The 16,307-nt window shown below is 67.8% G+C and carries 13 protein-coding genes and 1 other RNA gene; 7 read left to right on the plus strand and 7 right to left on the minus strand.

The genetic code is table 11. From position 1 onward, the window contains the following. Nucleotides 1–2: 2 nt before the first annotated feature. Nucleotides 3–1,436: a UbiA family prenyltransferase gene (locus tag ABNX41_RS03750; protein ID WP_438668386.1), complete on the minus strand. Its 1,434-nt coding sequence runs from the start codon at nucleotides 1,434–1,436 to the stop codon at nucleotides 3–5. Between the two features lie 513 nt (nucleotides 1,437–1,949). On the opposite strand from ABNX41_RS03750, the gene ABNX41_RS03755 reads away from it, so the two are divergent. From ABNX41_RS03755 to ABNX41_RS03765, 3 genes are read left to right on the plus strand one after another with little or no spacing between them, the layout of a single operon-like run. Then, nucleotides 1,950–2,762, plus strand: a complete 813-nt coding sequence (locus ABNX41_RS03755) for an aldo/keto reductase (protein WP_438668387.1) — start codon at nucleotides 1,950–1,952, stop codon at nucleotides 2,760–2,762. Beyond that, nucleotides 2,759–4,399, plus strand: coding sequence for a GMC oxidoreductase (locus ABNX41_RS03760; protein ID WP_438668388.1), 1,641 nt, complete (start codon nucleotides 2,759–2,761; stop codon nucleotides 4,397–4,399). Before ABNX41_RS03755 ends, ABNX41_RS03760 begins: the two co-directional genes overlap by 4 nt. Continuing rightward, nucleotides 4,396–5,298 (plus strand): glycosyltransferase, encoded by a 903-nt coding sequence (locus ABNX41_RS03765; protein ID WP_438668389.1) that lies wholly within the window; start codon nucleotides 4,396–4,398, stop codon nucleotides 5,296–5,298. Before ABNX41_RS03760 ends, ABNX41_RS03765 begins: the two co-directional genes overlap by 4 nt. Nucleotides 5,299–5,693: 395 nt before the next feature. On the opposite strand, the gene ABNX41_RS03770 is transcribed toward ABNX41_RS03765, so the two are convergent. Further along, nucleotides 5,694–6,545: a 6-hydroxymethylpterin diphosphokinase MptE-like protein gene (locus ABNX41_RS03770; protein ID WP_438668390.1), complete on the minus strand. Its 852-nt coding sequence runs from the start codon at nucleotides 6,543–6,545 to the stop codon at nucleotides 5,694–5,696. A 110-nt stretch (nucleotides 6,546–6,655) separates the two neighbouring features. Then, nucleotides 6,656–8,095: an O-antigen ligase family protein gene (locus ABNX41_RS03775; protein WP_438668391.1), complete on the minus strand. Its 1,440-nt coding sequence runs from the start codon at nucleotides 8,093–8,095 to the stop codon at nucleotides 6,656–6,658. A 184-nt stretch (nucleotides 8,096–8,279) separates the two neighbouring features. On the opposite strand from ABNX41_RS03775, the gene ABNX41_RS03780 reads away from it, so the two are divergent. Then, nucleotides 8,280–9,074: a hypothetical protein gene (locus ABNX41_RS03780; protein ID WP_438668392.1), complete on the plus strand. Its 795-nt coding sequence runs from the start codon at nucleotides 8,280–8,282 to the stop codon at nucleotides 9,072–9,074. A 55-nt stretch (nucleotides 9,075–9,129) separates the two neighbouring features. Continuing rightward, on the plus strand, nucleotides 9,130–10,572 hold the full coding sequence (locus ABNX41_RS03785) for an oligosaccharide flippase family protein (RefSeq protein WP_438668393.1): 1,443 nt from the start codon (nucleotides 9,130–9,132) through the stop codon (nucleotides 10,570–10,572). A gap of 44 nt (nucleotides 10,573–10,616) precedes the next feature. Here ABNX41_RS03785 and ffs read toward each other — a convergent pair. The 3 genes from ffs to ABNX41_RS03800 form a co-directional block, all read right to left on the minus strand. Next, nucleotides 10,617–10,713: signal recognition particle sRNA small type (gene ffs, locus ABNX41_RS03790), an RNA gene on the minus strand. A gap of 187 nt (nucleotides 10,714–10,900) precedes the next feature. Then, complete coding sequence (locus ABNX41_RS03795) at nucleotides 10,901–11,533, minus strand: HAD family hydrolase (RefSeq protein ID WP_438668394.1); 633 nt, start codon at nucleotides 11,531–11,533, stop codon at nucleotides 10,901–10,903. Between the two features lie 80 nt (nucleotides 11,534–11,613). Further along, the gene (locus ABNX41_RS03800; RefSeq protein ID WP_438668395.1) at nucleotides 11,614–13,524 is read right to left on the minus strand and encodes a metallophosphoesterase; all 1,911 of its coding nucleotides are present in this window, start codon (nucleotides 13,522–13,524) and stop codon (nucleotides 11,614–11,616) included. A 344-nt stretch (nucleotides 13,525–13,868) separates the two neighbouring features. Here ABNX41_RS03800 and nudC point away from each other — a divergent pair, with 344 nt between their 5' ends. Continuing rightward, nucleotides 13,869–14,828 (plus strand): NAD(+) diphosphatase, encoded by a 960-nt coding sequence (gene nudC / locus ABNX41_RS03805; RefSeq protein WP_438668396.1) that lies wholly within the window; start codon nucleotides 13,869–13,871, stop codon nucleotides 14,826–14,828. Between the two features lie 60 nt (nucleotides 14,829–14,888). Further along, nucleotides 14,889–15,356 (plus strand): SRPBCC family protein, encoded by a 468-nt coding sequence (locus ABNX41_RS03810; RefSeq protein WP_438668397.1) that lies wholly within the window; start codon nucleotides 14,889–14,891, stop codon nucleotides 15,354–15,356. Between the two features lie 41 nt (nucleotides 15,357–15,397). Here ABNX41_RS03810 and ABNX41_RS03815 read toward each other — a convergent pair whose 3' ends face one another. After that, nucleotides 15,398–16,240, minus strand: coding sequence for a prephenate dehydratase (locus ABNX41_RS03815; RefSeq protein ID WP_438668398.1), 843 nt, complete (start codon nucleotides 16,238–16,240; stop codon nucleotides 15,398–15,400). Nucleotides 16,241–16,307: the final 67 nt, after the last annotated feature.

Raw genomic sequence — 16,307 nt, forward strand, 5'->3', positions numbered from 1 at the left:
GGTCAGAACCCGGTCGCGAGGATCAAGAGCACGATCAGCCCCAGCACCAGAAGGCTGACCCGGTCGCGCATGACGAAGACCAGCGGGTCGTCGGCCATGAAGCCGCGTTGGGTCAGCACCTGCAGCCGCCCGATCCAGAAGAACAGCAGCGGGCAGACCAGAAGCAGCAGGTCCGGCGCGGAATAAAGCGCGCGCACCATCGGATCCATCGCGTAAAGGCCGAAGACCAGCACCGCGATCTGCCCCGAGGCGATCGACATCGACCGGATCGTCGCCAGGTCGTCGACATGCAGGTTGCGCCCGCTTGCCGCCGCATCGCGGCTGTTGCGGTCGGCATCGGCAAGCTCGGCCTGCCGCTTCATCGCGGCAAGCGAGAAGAAGAAGAACATCGAAAACACCAAAAGCCAGTTCGACAGCTCGATCCCGGTGGCGACCGCGCCGGCCCAGATCCGCAGGGTGTAAAGCCCCGCAAGACCGACGATGTCGATCATCATCTTGCGCTTGAGCCAGAAGGAATAGGCCGAGGTGGCGACGACATAGACCGCCAGCACCCCCAGGAGGTCGCCGGGGGAAGCCACCGCCGATATGGCCATGCCAAGCGCGAACAGCAGCGCCGCCAGCCCCAGCCCCAGCGGGATCGGCAGATCGCCCGAGGCCAGCGGCCGGAACCTCTTGCGCGGATGGATGCGGTCAGCGCCCAGGTCCAGCAGATCGTTAAGCAGATAGACCCCCGAGGCGACGATGCTGAAGGCGACGAAGGCGGCCAGGGCGGGCAAGAGCGCCCAGGGGTCATGCGCCGCAAGCGCGGGCACGAAGACCAGCACGTTCTTGGCCCATTGATGCGGCCGCATCGCCTGCAGCGCGGGCTTCAGGCGGCCCTTCGCCGCGCCCAGGGGCTCGGGCGTCAGCCCCGCCGCCCGCATCCGGCGCAACAGCCCGGGCGAGGGCGCCACCACGATCGCGCGGCGCGCCCCGGACCAGACCGCCAGGTCGGAGGCGCTGTCGCCCACATAGTCGAAGCCCTTTTCGCCATGCCGTTCGCGCAGCAGGGTGGCCTTGTTCGGGCCCTTGAGATTGCCGGGATCGGCATGGCTCTGCGCGGGGGGCGTGGTGCCGATCGCCGCGTCGAACAGGCCCAGATGCGCCGCCACGGCCTCGACCTGGCGCTGGTCCGCCGCCGAGACCAGCTCGACCCTGCGCCCCTCGGCGCGGGCCGATTCGATCAGCGCCAGCACCTCGGGCCGCCAGGGCAGCGTGGCGGGATCGGCGATCTGGCGGTCGGCCACATGGGCCTTGAAAGCGCGGCGCCCCCGGAACAAGGCGGCCACCAGCCCGGGCAGCGCCGCCGGACGGCGGCCGACCAGGCGCAGGACCGCCTCGAAAAGCGTGTCGCTGCGGCACAGGGTGCCGTCGAGGTCGACCACAAGCGGAATCATGCTTCCTCCTTCGCGGTATGGGGCGCGGCCAGCGGCCGCGAACGGCGGACCGCACGCGCCGACAGCCCCGCATGAGAGGAGGGCGGGCAGGGCACAGCAAGCCGTTTGCCGCCCCGATTGTTGCGCATCGTCCCTGATCCGACCATGAGAAAGCCCCGTCTGCGGGATATGGATGATCCATGACTTGGCCCAAATTAGGGCAAATGCGTTGTTTCTCTGTGCGGTAGCCCCGCGGGAGATGCCCGAATCTGGCCCCGGCGCCTCGCAAGACGCCAGCGGTCCGCGGTTGCGGCCTCTCGGCCGTTGACAGCTATCGGGGAAAGCGGAAAGGTGAGGGCGATTTCAAGTGTTCCGCCGCGACAGGCCACGGTTTGCGCTGGCTGTTTTCCGCATAAGTGTTCTTCGCTCATCACCGTAGACCGCAACCAGGCCATGCCCCGATCATCAAAGCCTGCCGCCCGCATGTGCAATCGCGCGCCTTCGGGGCAAGGCCTTCGGAACAGGTAGAAGACATTGAGCGTTTCAAAGCTGACGATTGGATGCAGCCGCGCGGGTTCCCTCGGCAATCCGGTTCCGATCGGGGAAATCCGGGCGATGTGGCAGGCCGCCGTCGAGGCGGGCGTCCGGGCTTTCGACACCGCCGATATCTACGCCCAGGGCGACAGCGAGCGGCATCTGGGGCGGCTGTTGCGCGCCAATCCCGGGCGCGGGATCGAGGTCGTCACCAAGGCCGGTTTCCGTCATGGCCGGAAGGCCGATCTGGTGCGGCTTCTCAAGCCGGTCCTGCGGCCGCTCATGCGGCTGAAGGGCGCGGGAGAGGCGGTCCGCCAGGTCCGCGCCGAGATCGACAATCAGGATTTCAGCCCGGCGTTCCTGTCGGCGAATGTCGATGGCAGCCGCGCGCGGCTGGGACTTGGCGCATTGCCCGGCTTCATCCTGCACGACCCGGAGGCGGCGGTGTTGCAGCGGCCCGAGGTCGGGGCGTTTCTTCGGGCGCTGAAGTCGGAAGGGCGGGTCCACCGCACCGGCGTTTCGCTGAAGGACGCGGCCGCGCTGCCCGCCGCCCTGGCGCTCGACGGTCTGGACATCCTGCAGATGTCGGCCAGCGCCTGGGAAACCGTGCGAAGCGAGGCTCTGGCGCAGGAGATCCGCGCGCGCGGCATCCGGCTTTACCTGCGGCAGGTCCTGAACCGCGAGGACGGCATGCGCAGGTCCCTTAAGCGCGCGCTGCGGGACGCGCTGGACGATCCGGCGGTGCATTCGGTGATCCTTGGCCTGAGCCGACGGAAAAACCTGGATACCGCGCTTGCGATCCTTTCAAAATGACGCCCGATCCCTTCGAAATGACGCCGGAGCGTTTCGACATCGCCATCGTCGGCAGCGGTCCGGTTGGCCTCGCCCTGGCCTGGAGGCTCAGGGGAAGCGGCCTGAGGATCGCGGTGGTCGAGGCGGGCGGGCGCAAGCATCTTCCCGCCGATGAGGCCCAGACCCTTGCCGCCACCCGCAAGACGCCGCCCGGCCATCCCGAGGCGCATATGTATCGCCGAAGGATGCTCGGCGGCGCCTCGACGGTCTGGGGCGGGCGCTGCCTGCATTACGACGAGATCGACTTCCTGCCCAACGGGAACCGGATCGGCTGGCCGATCGCCAAGGGCGATGTCGACCCTCATATCGGCCCGGCGCTGGAATTCCTGGAAGCGGGCGAAAACCTCTACGACGAAACCGCCTTCGATCTGCAGCAGGTCTGGGGCGAGGCCGAGGCAGGCGTGGATTTCGACCGGATCGAGCGTTTCTCGCCGCCGACCGATGTCTGGTCGCGCTACGGCGCGGAACTGCGGGCCGCCGGGATCACCGTGCTGCACGACACCGTCGTGACCGGGATCGCGCTGGACGCCGCGAGCGGACGGGCGACCGGCCTTGCGCTGCGCGCCGCGCTTACCGATGCCGAGGCCCGGCTGGATGCGGGGCGCGTCATTCTGGCGGGCGGCGGGATCGAGACGGCGCGCCTCTTGCTGTCCTCGCGCGCGCTCAGGCCCGAGGGGCTGGGCAACGCCCGCGATCTGGTCGGGCGGCATTACATGACCCATCTGATCGGCGACATCGGCACATTGCACTATGCCCCCGAAGTGTCGGATGAAAAGCTCGATTACCGGCTGACCTCGGATGGCGTCTATGCGCGCTCGGTCATGCGGCTGAGCGAACGGACGCGGGCCGAGGCGGGCCTGCCCTCGATCCTGTGGCGCCCCAATATCCCCCCGGTCTGGGATCCGTCGCATCGCAACGCGATCCTCTCGGCGATGCATTTCGCCAAGCGCCTGGCGCAGCGCGAATATGCCGAACGGCTGGACAAGCAGGGCGGCGGGGCAGGGGCCGGTTCCAGGGGGGGCATGCTGCGGCACGGGCGCAACATCCTTGCCGATCCGCTGACGCTCGCGGGTTTCGCGCGGACATGGATCGGCAAGCGGATCCTGGCGAGGCGCAAGCTGCCCTCGGTCTTCCTGCGCCATCCCGAGCGCCGCTATCCGATGGAGATGAACGCCGAGCAATATCCCGACCCTGCCTCGCGGATCGCGCTGTCGGACAGGCTCGATCGTCACGGCATGCCGCTGATCACGCTGGACTGGCGGGCGGGCAAGGGCACCATCGAGGGGATCGCCGCCAGCCTTGCGATCCTGCGCGACCGGGTGATGCGCAGCGGCATCGGCCGGTTCGATTTCGACCCCGAGGCCATCGCCGACCATCTTGTGCCCCAGGGCGGCCATCACATCGGGACGGCGCGCATGGGCGCCACACCCGAGACCGGCGTGGTGGATCGCGACGGCGCCCTGTTCGACTGCCCCAATGTCCATGTCGCCGGATCGGCTGTCTTCCCGACCTCCGGCTGCGTGAACCCGACCCTGCTTGCCGTCGCCCTGGCGTTCCGGCTTGGCGAGCACATTCTCGAACTGGAGAAAAAGGCATGAGCGAGATCGGCGCGGAGAAGACCGGCACCGAGAAGACCTGCACCGAGAAGACCTGCATGGGGACCGAGCCGGTCGCGGTCATGACGACGCTCTATCGCAAGGACCCGCTGCATCATTTCGAACTGGCCATCGGCTCGATCGAGGCGCAGGATATCGCGGCCGAGCGGCGCATCTACCTCTGTGTGGACGGGCCGCTGCCCGAAACGCATGAAAGCTGGCTGGCGGCGAATGCGCATCGGTTCCACCGCATCCTGCGCAACGACAGCAATATCGGCCTGGCGCGCTCGTTGAACCGGCTGATCGACCTCCTGGAGGATGAGGAACTGGTCTTCCGCATGGATGGCGACGACATTTCCCTGCCGTCGCGGTTTCGCAAACAGGCCGAGATGCTGCGCGCCGATCCCTCCCTTGGCTTGATCGGATGCCAGGTGGTCGATATCGACGACGACGGCAGTCCCCTTCAGCCGCGCACCTACCCGACCGATGCCGGGCAGGTCCGTGCCATGCTGACCCGGGCCAATCCGATCCTGCATCCCACCTTCTGCTTCCGGCGCTCGGTCCTGCGCGAGGCGAAGCTGCGCTATCCCGACGCCTATCTGTGCGAGGATCTCGCCCTGCTCATCCTGGTCGCGCGCCGGGGGATCGGGCTGTCGAACCACCCGGAGACGCTTTTCCAATGGCGCACCGGCGGGAATTTCTTCGCCCGGCGCCGCGACTTTCGCCGCGGCTGGACCGAGATGCGCTGGTATCTTGCGGCCTTGCGGGACCAGGGACGGCTGCTTTCGCCCGGACTTGTCTATCCCTTCGCGCGATTCGCGATGCGCTGCATGCCACTGTGGATGATCCGCTGTCTCTATCGCTCCGGCCTGCGCAATCGCACGCTCGAAATTCGCGGATAGCGCAGGACGCTCGTCACGACGTTGATGCGCATGACCTTCCGTGACGGTCGCAGATCAAGAGGCGGACGATGCACATCCCCATGTGCTGTTGCGCTCGCGACGCCGCCGGAAGAAGTGCGCCCCACCGCCTCGGATCGCAAGATGGCCGCGCGCCCGGACAGACGGCTCCCCGGGCCGCCCTCTTCAAACGCCACTCGATCTCCCATTCTACGCCCCCGCGTCAGATCGAGCCATATCGCCCCGCCCCATTCTTCTTTGCAAAAATATCCCGGGGGAGAGGCGCCATAGGCGCCGAGGGGGCAGCGCCCCCTTCCTTCCCCAACCATCCGAACCCCCGCGCCCGCTCATCCGACCCCAGCAGATGCGGGCCCCCCGCTCGATGCCTCTTCCCGCGCTCATGCTTCCCGGCCGCGCGCCATGAACGCCTCAAGCGGCAGGCGCTCGAAGGCATCCAGCTTGCTGCCGGGCGTGCAATTCCACACCTTTACCCCAAGGCGGCTGGTTTCCTGTTCCGCCAGGGCAAAAGAGATCTCCTGTTTTTCGAGGAGCGGGGGATTCCACCGCTCTCCGACCTTGCGGTAGTTCTTGAGGAAGTGATTGACCGCCCCGCCACCGATCAATTCGCCATTGTTCTGGCCTTCCTGATCGGTCTTGAAGCTGAAATCGACGCCGATCAGCGCGATTTCCTTCGCGCCCATATACATGGCAAGCTGGATCTGGGTGTAGACGACGGAAAAGCCGTTGTAGAGTTCCCGCATCGCATCGGTTCCGAAATGCTGCTTGCGGTCGATCAGCTTGCGAAAGCTGTATCCGAAATAGGCATCGGCATAGATGTCCGAGCGGTATACCTTGCAGATATAGGGGATCAACACGGTCGAGGCCGGATCGACCTTTTCGCGCAGCCGCTCGATGTTCTGAATGATGACAAGGTCGTCCTCGGCGGTGAAATAGGTCGGTCGCCAATCCGTGCTCTCGAAGGCCAGAAAGATCTTGTTCGAGGCAAAGGTCGTCCAGCCTTTCAAACTGTCGAGAGGCACCTGCCCAAGGCTGGGTCCGTTGCCCATGACGATGACGCGCTGGCCGGAATGGGCATTTCTCAGGGATTGCAGCTTCTTGAAGGAAATCAGGTCTATCCCGGTTGCCGCATATAGTTTTTCGGCCAGACGAAAGCGGGGTTTCCAGTAGAGCTCGCGGCAAAGCTTGGTCGCGGTCTTCGAAAGGTTGGACATACGCCCTGGGGTTGCCATTCATTGTCTCCGGGGTTGAATGTTCGGCGGTGGAATGGGTGAAATACTGTGCCGTTCGGGGAAATGACCGGCCGCCGAGGTAATGGCGGCCGAGGAAAACGGATGAAGGGTCAGGGCAAGGGCGGCATGCGCAGCGCGGTATCGCGGCATTTCATCTGATAGCCCAGCACCAGGGCCGCGGCGACCCATATGTAGAAAGAGGTCACGATTCCGCCGTCAACGAGCCCGCCGACGCCCAGAATGAGAAAGGTCAGGCGCGTGCGGGCGCGGTCTCGGGGCGCGCCCCCGGCATTCTTGCTGCGGATCCCCCAGATGATGACCGCGATCAGCACCATGAGAAGCGGTGCCCCGATATACATCGCCAGTCTCAGGACAAGGCTGCGGGCTGTCAATGACATGCCTTCGGCGATATTGTTCTGCACCTCCCAAAGATGGGCGATATGCGAGATCTTCGGTGGATAGAGGAAGATTTCATTCGACCAGCCAATGCCGAATATCGGATTTTCCCACAGGATCTCGATCGCCGCCCAATTGTAGGTGGCACGGATGACGGCCGAGGGATCGTCTTCGAGATTGCCGACCCTGGCGGATATCCGGCCCAGGATTTCGTCTCCGAACGCCGTGGCGAGGATGACGCCCGCGAAGATGACGGAAACCAGGAAGGCCTTTGTCGCCATCCGGACATTGGTGCTTAGAAAGAGGATCGGAATGACGATGGCCAGGATGATCAATCCGGTCAGCGCCTGCGAGGCGATGGTGATCAGCAGCGCCGCCGCCAGCTTGGCCTGCGAAATCCTGCCCGACATCGGCAGCACGATCCAGGGCAGGTAGAGGATGAGGATCAGCTTCACCAGTTCGGCCGGCTCCGAGGTCGGGCCGTTGATGCGGCGGAACCTCTGGATATAGGCGACGCCCTCATGGTCCTTCGCACCCTCCAGAAAGGGCCAGATCGCGCCGTAAAGGGCGTTGGGAACCAAAAGCGAAAACGCCTGCAGCGCGGTATATCCGACCGTCAGCCAGAAGCCGATATGGATGCTGCGTTGCAGCGTCTGCTGCGAAAGCCCGCGCGCCAGGGTCATCGAGCATAGGAACAGCAGGCCGATCAGGATCGGCACATTGGCCGTTATGATCGATTTCCTTATCGGATCAAGGCCATAGTCCCTGAATCCCAAGGCATCGAACCGCATCCCGTTGAAGATGGTGGAAAGCGCGGCCAGCCCCATGATGACAAGGAAGGTTCGCAGGATCGTCGCCTCGGGCGTGCGGGCGAGAAACGTCCGATAGAGCAGCGGATGCGCGGCCAGCATTACCATAAGCGGCAGGAACAGCCACAGCGAAAGGTTGGAATCGAAGTTTCCAAGCAGGCCGAACTGGGCGATGGTGCTGAAGGGCAGGCAGATGATGAACAGCATCGCCGTCAGCCGGGTCAGGGGCCCGAAGCCGAGGGCCCGCCGGGGAGCGGCGCCGAGGTGCCGCGTGGCCGCGGCGCCCATGGGATTGACTGGAATTGTCCCGGCAAAATCGTTCACGGTCAATGCTCTGCGCCTCATGATCGAGTCCGGGCAAGACGCGGGGAAATCGCAGGTCCTCCCTCCTGCGGCACGGCCATCGCCATCACCTCTTGTGCTGTTTCGAGAATAGCCGTATTCGGCGATCACGGCAATTGTGAATGGTTGGAACCGTCCCGTTTCGCGGGATGTCTTGCGCGGGCCGCGCCGCGTATCGGAGACCGACATGCAGAACCGCACCCCCGCCGATCCCGCCCCATCCGTCGCTGGGTCTGAGCCCTCGGCTCATGCCGGGCTTTTGCAAGAGATCGCTGCGGCGCGGCGCGAGGGGCGGGTGGCCGCCATCGCGGCCGAGGCCTTGCCCGCGCGCCTTGAGACCGCCTATGCGTTGGCGCTGGCGGGCCTGGCCCCGGAACAGGTGGCGGGCTGGAAGATCGGCGGCGCCAACCCCTGGTCGCAGGCCGCGTTCGGCAACGACGAACCCTTCTTCGGCGCCTTGCTTGAGGGCGAGGTCTTTGTCGGCGCGGGCGCGCTGGCGTTGACCGGGCTGGTCTCTCCGCTGGCCGAGCCCGAGGTCATGCTGGAACTGGCCGATCTGCCCGATGCGGGTGGCCGGGCGCGGTTCTCGCGCATGGCGCTCGGGTTCGAAATTCCGGCCTCGGTCCTGAACGCGGAGGCGAAGGCCCGGCTGACCGGCCAGGTCGTCGATCGCGCCGGGGCGGGGCTGTTGTGGATCGGCCCGCCGCGCCCCTTCGAGGCGCAGGCGCTTGAAGGCCTGGCCGTGCGTTTCGGCAAATCCGACGAGAGCCGGTCCGAGGGCAGCGTCGCGAATGTGATCGGCCATCCCCTGGGCGCCGCGCAGGCGATGATGAAGGTGGCGCTGCGTCATGGCGCGCCGTTGCGGGCCGGGCAATGGATCGCGACCGGGGGGCTTTGCCGCGCCCTTCCGGTCGGGACCGGCGACAGCCTGGTGCTCGACAGCGACTTCGGTCGCCTGACCCTGCGCTTCGGCCCGGCATGAGGGATCGCGCGGCGGTGTCACTGGCCGGGACCATTCGTCGGGGCGGGTGCCTGAGATGGCGATAAGCTCCGGCAAGGCGGTTCGGGCGTTTCTCAACAGCGGCCTGACGGTGGGGCTGCGCTCGGTCTTCGCGCTGCTGGCCTTCGTCGTGATCGCCCGGCTGGCGAGCAGCGACGAGCTAGCGGTCTACGGGATCGTCTATTTCGTCTGGACGCTGATCTATGCCACGGCGCAGAATCTTGCCGCGCAGCCGCTGGTCGACCTGCCCAGGCTGCGGACGGCGGATGTCGTGTCGGCGCGGCTGCTCGCGGTCGGGGTGGCCTTTGTCTTCAGCCTCGTGGTCTGGCTTTGCATCCCGCTGTTCCTGCTGCTCTATCCGGGTTTCGAGGGGCTGGAGAGCGGTCTGCGGTCGGTGCTCTGGCTGGGCCCGCTGGGGGTGCTGGGATCCGTCGACCTGAACCTCAAGCAGCGCCATCTGCAATTCGGCTTCATCGCCCGGGTGCAGACGGTTGCGGTCATTCTTGCCAGCCTGGTCGCCATCGCCATCGCCTATATGGGCCATGCGGCGGTCGGGATGATCTGCATCCATGCGCTGGCCGGGCCGTTCTTCGCGCTGCTGGCACTGCGCCGTCGGCGCGTATCGGGCGCGCGGCCCAGCCTTGCGCGGATGCGCCGGTTGATGCGGATAGGGCGTCATCTGGCCTTCGAGGGCAATGTCGCGGTCTTCGTGATCCAGGGGCCGGTCGTCCTGCTGGGGCTTTTGCTGCCCGCGGCGCAACTGTCGATCTTCGTCGTCTGTTCGCGCTTCATCCAGTTGATCGCCTCGCAGCTTGGCCGGATCGCGAATCTGGTGCTGCTGCCCATGGTCCGCCGAGAGGCGCGGACGCCGGAGCGGCTGCACCGCACGGTGCTGGTGGCATCCTATTTCTCGAACGGTCTTGTCGCGGCGCCGCTGATCGCCATGTTCGCCGCGCCCCATACGCTGCTGACGCTTCTGGGGGTCGAGGCCGGTCCCCAGGCGATATCGGCGCTTTTGCTGCTGGTGGTGAAGCAGTTGCTCGACACTTCGGCCAATACCGTATTCGTCACCTTCCGGGCGATTGGCCGCCCGGATGCGGGCTGGCGGTGGAGCCTGATGTTCTCTTGCGTTTGGCTGGCCATGGCGTCCGCGACATGGGCGTTCGATCTGGGTCTTGTGCAGGTCTGCGGGATCATCGCGGCGACGGGCTTTTTGCAGATCGGCGCGGTCCTGTGGCTGTGCCGGACGCTGGACATGTCCTCCGGGCGATATGCCGGGTTCATGGCGCCGGTGCTTGTGGCCGTGCTTGTGGCGCTTGTCGCCGCCCATCTGCTGGCGGGCGTCGAGATCGGCGGCTGGTCGCCGCTGCTGGTCGAGACGCTTGGCGCCTCGGTGGCGATGCTGGGCTATCTCGGGGTTATCGTCGGGGCTTTCCGACTGCTGAGGACCGGGCGCGGCGGCGCCTCGTCCGGTTCGTAGGCCTGGCGGGGCCTGGCGGGCGCGAAAGCCGAGGGGGAGGGGAGGGTGAGAGGCTGGACAACGACCCAAGCGGGGCTCGTTACGGCTGCTTCCTTCCGGACCTGACCGGGTTGGCGAGGCGCTCGCCCGCGCCAACCTCTCGGGGGGCGATATAGGGGCGGGCGGCGTGGGATGCAAGGGATTCCCGCGCCGGGATGCGGGACTGCGGCGGTGCGGGCGATGGTCGGCCCGGGGCCCGCGCCCGGGGCCTTGGGTTTGGGGGCCCGGGTTTGGGGGGGCGCATCCGTTCGGGCGAAGCGAGGCGCGGTTGCGCCCCGCCCTCGCGGTTTCAGCGCAGAAGCCCCGCCGCCTGTGCGCCGGCGATCAGGTCGGTGGCGACGTGATGCGCCCAGCGACCGCCGGTGGGCAGGACGTCGGGCACCTGCACCACCGTGCAGCCGGCCCGGCTGCCGGCTTCCGCGCCGGTCTCGCTGTCTTCGAACACCAGGCAGCGCGCGGGCGGCAGGCCAAGCCGCGCGGCGGCGAGCAGATAGGGGGCGGGGTCGGGCTTGGGCGCGGGCACGTCCTGAAGCGCGATCACCAGCTCGAACCGATCCGCCAGGCCGACAAGTTCAAGCTTGCGCAAGGCGCCGGGGCGGCCCGAGGAGGTGACGATGGCGCGCGGATAGCCGTCGGTCGCGGCCAAAAGGTCGAGCACGCCGGGCTTGAGCGGCAGGCCCGCCTCGATCCCCAGGGCGAATGCCGCATTCCAGTCCCGCCGCAGCGCGTCCAGATCGGCGGCGGGAAAGGCCTCGGCCAGGATCGCGCGGCTTGAGGGTTCGTCCCGGCCGACGAGGCGGTGCAGGAAGGCCTCGTCCACCGCAAGGCCGTGGCGGGCGAAGGCCTCGGGGCCGGTGCGGAGCGCGATGCTCTCGGTGTCGACCAGGGTGCCGTCGAGGTCGAAAAGCAGGGCGTCGAACATGGGGGCTCCGGCATCGGTTCGGACTGAGGGTTCCGGTTGGGCTTCGGGCCGGATCACCCGACCGCGCCCTTCCTGTCAGATCAGAGATGAAGACGGAAGCGGTGAAATCCCGCCGGGGTGACGCCGACGAATTCGGGGCGCAGATGGGCGGCCTCGGCCCCGTGGCTCAACCCGCCCGGGCCGGTGTCATGCAGGACCGAGGTGCCGGGGAGGGGCGCCAGCGACCAGCCCGGGCCGGGCAGCGTGGTGATCGCGCCCCTGCGGCGGATGAATTCGGCCAGGACATCGGTGCAGAGCACGCCTTCGTCGATCAGGATCGGCCCGCCGGGGGCCTGGGCGTTCAGGTGGCTGTTTGTCACCAGCACGAAACGGTCCCCGGGCGCGACGGGAAGGCCCCGGAAGCCGAGCCCGAGGATGCGCCCGGGCGAAAGTGCCGCCTCTGGCGCGATCAGGCCCGATTCGGGGGGGGCCAATTCGCCGAAGGACGGTCGGCTCGGATCGATGCGGTAGTTCAGCCCCGGGATGGTCTCGAACCCGAGGCCGGGACGGGTCGGGTCGATCAGGATCTGGTCTGCCCGGCCCGGGCGGATGCGGTTGAAGATGGCGGCGGCACGTTCCAGCCGGGCAAGGATCGCCACCCCGGTGGTCAGTTCGGCCACGACCGTATTGGGAAAGGGGTAAAGGTCGAAGACATTGCGCAGAGACAGCGGCCCGGGCGGGATTTCGGTGAAGTTGACCGGCCCGCCGCGTCCGCCGGTGCGATAGGGCGTGACCGAGGCGAGAATCGGCAGTTCCGCCTCGGCCCGGCCCGCGAGGCGGTCGCGGGCGTGCTCCACCATGGCCTCGGCCACCAGGCGCGAGGCGCGGCTGTCGGCGACCAGCGCGAAATGGGTGGTCAGGGCCAGGTCGATGCGCCCGATCTGTTGCCGGATGCGCGCAAGCGCCACGCGATGATCGGCGCCGAGGGCGGCGCGCAGGGGCGCGGCATGGCGTCGGGCCTCGTCGCGGTCGAGCCCGGCCGCGATCTCGGAGACGCTGAGCGCGCGGGCCTCGGACCGCACCACGCTCCACCCCCGGCTCCGGGGCGCGAGCCAAAGGTCGATCACCCCGAGATGCGAGCCGGAATGGCCGGGCTGGACGACGGGCTTTCCGCCGATCAGCCCGTCCCGGCCGGTCGAATCGGGTCCGCTGCGGCGCGGAAAGACCAGGTGGCTGTGCCCGGCCACGACGGCATCCACCCCCTCGACGGCGGCGATGTCGCCCGCGCAGCATTCGGTGCCGGATGGCTCTCCGGGCTGGCCCACGCCGGTATGGGCAAGGCAGACCACGACATCCGCCCCCGCCGCCCGCATCCGGGGGACCCAGGCCCGGGCGCTGTCCAGCATCGGGCGGGTGGCGATCCGGTCCTGCAGGTGGCGGCGATCCCAGTCGACGATCTGCGGCGGCGTCAGCCCCAGCACCCCGATGCGCAGGACATGGGTCCGGCCGCTCTCATCGGGCAATTCGCGCTCGATCAGCGCGAAGGGGCTGGTCAGATGCTCATCCTCGCAAGGCGCGGTGCCGCGGCGCAGCAGCACATTGGCCGAAAGCACCGGAAAGCGCGCGGCCTTCAGCGCCTCGGCCAGAAGCGGCAGCCCGTAGTTGAATTCGTGATTGCCAAGCGCTGCGGCGTCGTAGCCGAGCGTGTTGAAGGCGGCGATGGCGGGATGGGGGCGCCGCCGCCCGGGCGTGGCGGCCAGTTCGGCAAGCGCAGAGCCCTGAAGGAAGTCGCCGTTGTCGAGGAGGAGCGACCCCGGCACTTCGGCCCTTGCGCGCTGGATCAGGCCGACGGCCTGGGCCAGCCCCAGCCCGTATTGCGGCCGGTTCGCCAGATAGTCGTAGGAAAGCAGATGGCCATGCAGATCGGTGGTGGCCAGGACGCGCAGCCGGACCGTCGTCTCCGCCTCGGCGGTATCGCAGGTGGCGCGGGACCCCGCGGGCGCCCCTGCCATGCCGGGCCGTCCGGCCGCGCCGGGATTGCGCCGGGCTTCTGACCGCAGGGCGGCTTGGGTTGTTTCACCCGGCGAGGAAGGGTCGCGCGAAGATTTCATCAGTCGCGGCCCCGGCGCAGGAGCGCCAGAAATGGAATGCCTTGGGCGCGGGAAGCGCGCGGAGGAGAGTGCAGGATCTACCAGGGGTTGTAACGGCTTGGTGGCGTCGAATGGCAAACTTGTCGTGAACTGTTGCAGTTCGGCACCTGATCGTGGCTTTTGTCCATTCGCAGGGTGCCGGTTTTCGCGGCGATGCCTCAAGGGGCAAAAAGGGGCCAGAAAAACGGCAAAGGGCCGGTGCAGGAGTGAAAATGACGGCGGGAATGGCATTTGCGGGCACCGGGCGCGACCGTGGCCATGCGCTTCGATCGGATCCGGCGGCGCTGGCCGCGTTGCTGGAGGCGGGGCGGGTTCTGGCGCTTTGGCGCGGCCGGGTGCTTTTCGCGCCCGAAGACGGCGGCGGCGGGCTTGGCTGGCTTCCGGCGGGTCATCCGCTGCTGGAAGGCGCGCCGTCGCCGGTCTTCCTGGGGCTGCTGGAAGGGCAGGGGGCCTTTGCCGCCGACCTTTCGCACTGGCGCCCGGAAGAGGGCGCGCCGGTGGGCGAGAGCGGCTTTGACCAGGGCTGGCAGCCCCATCCCCTTGCCCCGCCGGGCCACGGCTTCGGCGAGTTGCGCCAGCGCATGGCCGTGCTTTCCCCCGACGAGGCCGAGATCGCGGCAACCGCCCGCGCGCTTCTGGAATGGCACCGCAGCCATGCCTTTTGCCCCTCTTGCGGCGCGCGCAGCGCGGCGGGCGGCGGCGGCTGGAACCGGCGCTGCCCGACCTGCCAGGCCGTGCATTTTCCCCGCACCGATCCGGTGGTGATCATGCTGGTCACGCGCGGCAATTCGGTGCTTCTGGGCCGCAGCCCGGGCTGGCCCGAGGGGATGTATTCGCTGCTGGCGGGCTTCGTCGAACCTGGCGAGACCGTCGAGGCCGCAGTGCGGCGCGAGGTTCATGAGGAGACCGGCATTTCCTGCGGCGCGGTGCGTTATCTCGCCTCGCAGCCCTGGCCCTTCCCGGCGTCCCTGATGCTGGGCTGCGCGACCGAGGCGCTTGACGCGCGGATCACCCTCGATCCGGTGGAGCTGGAGGATGCGCTCTGGCTCACCCGCGAGGAGGCGGTCGAGGTGGCGGCCGGGCGCCATCCCCGGATCCGTCCGCCGCGCGAGGGCGCGATTGCCCGGCATCTTCTGGAGAACTGGCTTGCCGACCGGATGGGCTGAATGGCATTGTGACCGCCAATGCCATGACATCGGCGGAAAAAGCGGGGCGGACGGGCGAGAATGAAGCTGACCACACGGCAGGATATCGAGGCGCCGCTGGATTTCGTCTATGCGCAACTGACCGATTTCGAACAGTTCGAGCGCATGGTGATGCGCCGCGGCGCCGAGGTCGAGCGGATCGACAGGCTGGCGCGCCCGGGCCCGGGCATGGGCTGGCGATTGCGCTTCGCCTACAAGGGCAAGCCGCGCAAGGTGGTGGTGCGGCTGCTGGACCTCGCGCAGGATGCGCTGCTGGACTACGCCTTCGACAGCCCCTCGGTCGAGGGGGGCGGGCGGCTTGAACTGATCGCGCTGGCGCCGCGCCGGACCCGGATGACGCTGGCGGTCGAGATCCGGCCGAAGACGCTGGCGGCGCGATTGTTCCTGCAATCGCTGCGCCTGGCCAAGGGCCGGGTCCAGCGCCGCTTCGACAAGGCGGGCGGCAAGCTGGCGGGATTGATCGAGGACCGCTCGCGCACGGTCGGCTGATCCGGCGGCTGATCCAGGGACCGGCCCGCCGGGCGCTGGCCTCAGTTCCGGCCGGGAAAGGCGGGATAGACGCCAAGGATCTTCAGCCGCGACGTGAAGAAATGCAGTTCCTCCAGCGCGCGGGCGACAGGGGCATCGTCGGGATGGCCCTCGATATCGGCATAGAATTCGGTCGCGGTGAACTGGCCGCCGACCATGTAGCTTTCCAGCTTGGTCATGTTGACGCCATTGGTCGCGAAGCCGCCGAGCGCCTTGTAAAGCGCCGCCGGGATGTTGCGCACGCGGAAGGTGAAGGTCGTCAGCATCCGGTTGGCGCGGCGGCTGTGGTCGGGCTCGCGGCTCATCACCAGGAAGCGGGTGGTGTTGTTCGACTGGTCCTCGATCTCGCGCGCCAGCACGTCGAGCCCGTTGATCTCGCCCGCCAGCGCCGAGGCGAAGGCGGCTTCCGACGGATCGCCCAGTTCGGCGACCTGGCGCGCGCCCGCCGCATTGTCGTGGACGTTCAGCATCTCCCAGCCATGGGGGCGGGCAAAGCCCCGGCACTGGCCGTGCAGGATCGACATCGCCCGCACCCGGCGGATCTGTTCCAGCCGCGCGCCCTTCACCGCCAGAAGCGCGATGTGGACGCGCACGAAGGCCTCGTCGATGATATGCAGGCCCGAACTGGGCAGCAGGGTATGGACATCGGCCACTCGCCCGTAGGTCGAATTCTCGACCGCGAGCATGCCCAGATCGGCGCGACCGCTGCGGGTCGCCTCGACCACCTCCTCGAAGGTGGCGCAGGGCAGCACCTCCATCCCGGGGCGGGCCTGGCGGCAGGCCTCGTGCGAATAGGCGCCGGGCTCGCCCTGAAAGGCGATGACGCCCGAGGTGGTGGCGGTCATGTGCGGCCTCCGTGGTGAATCGTGGCTTTCCTGCCCTCGCGGGGCGATTGGTCGCGCTCCTACACCT

Origin of the sequence: Pseudogemmobacter sonorensis (assembly GCF_042762395.1) — a bacterium.
GTDB lineage: Bacteria > Pseudomonadota > Alphaproteobacteria > Rhodobacterales > Rhodobacteraceae > Pseudogemmobacter > Pseudogemmobacter sonorensis.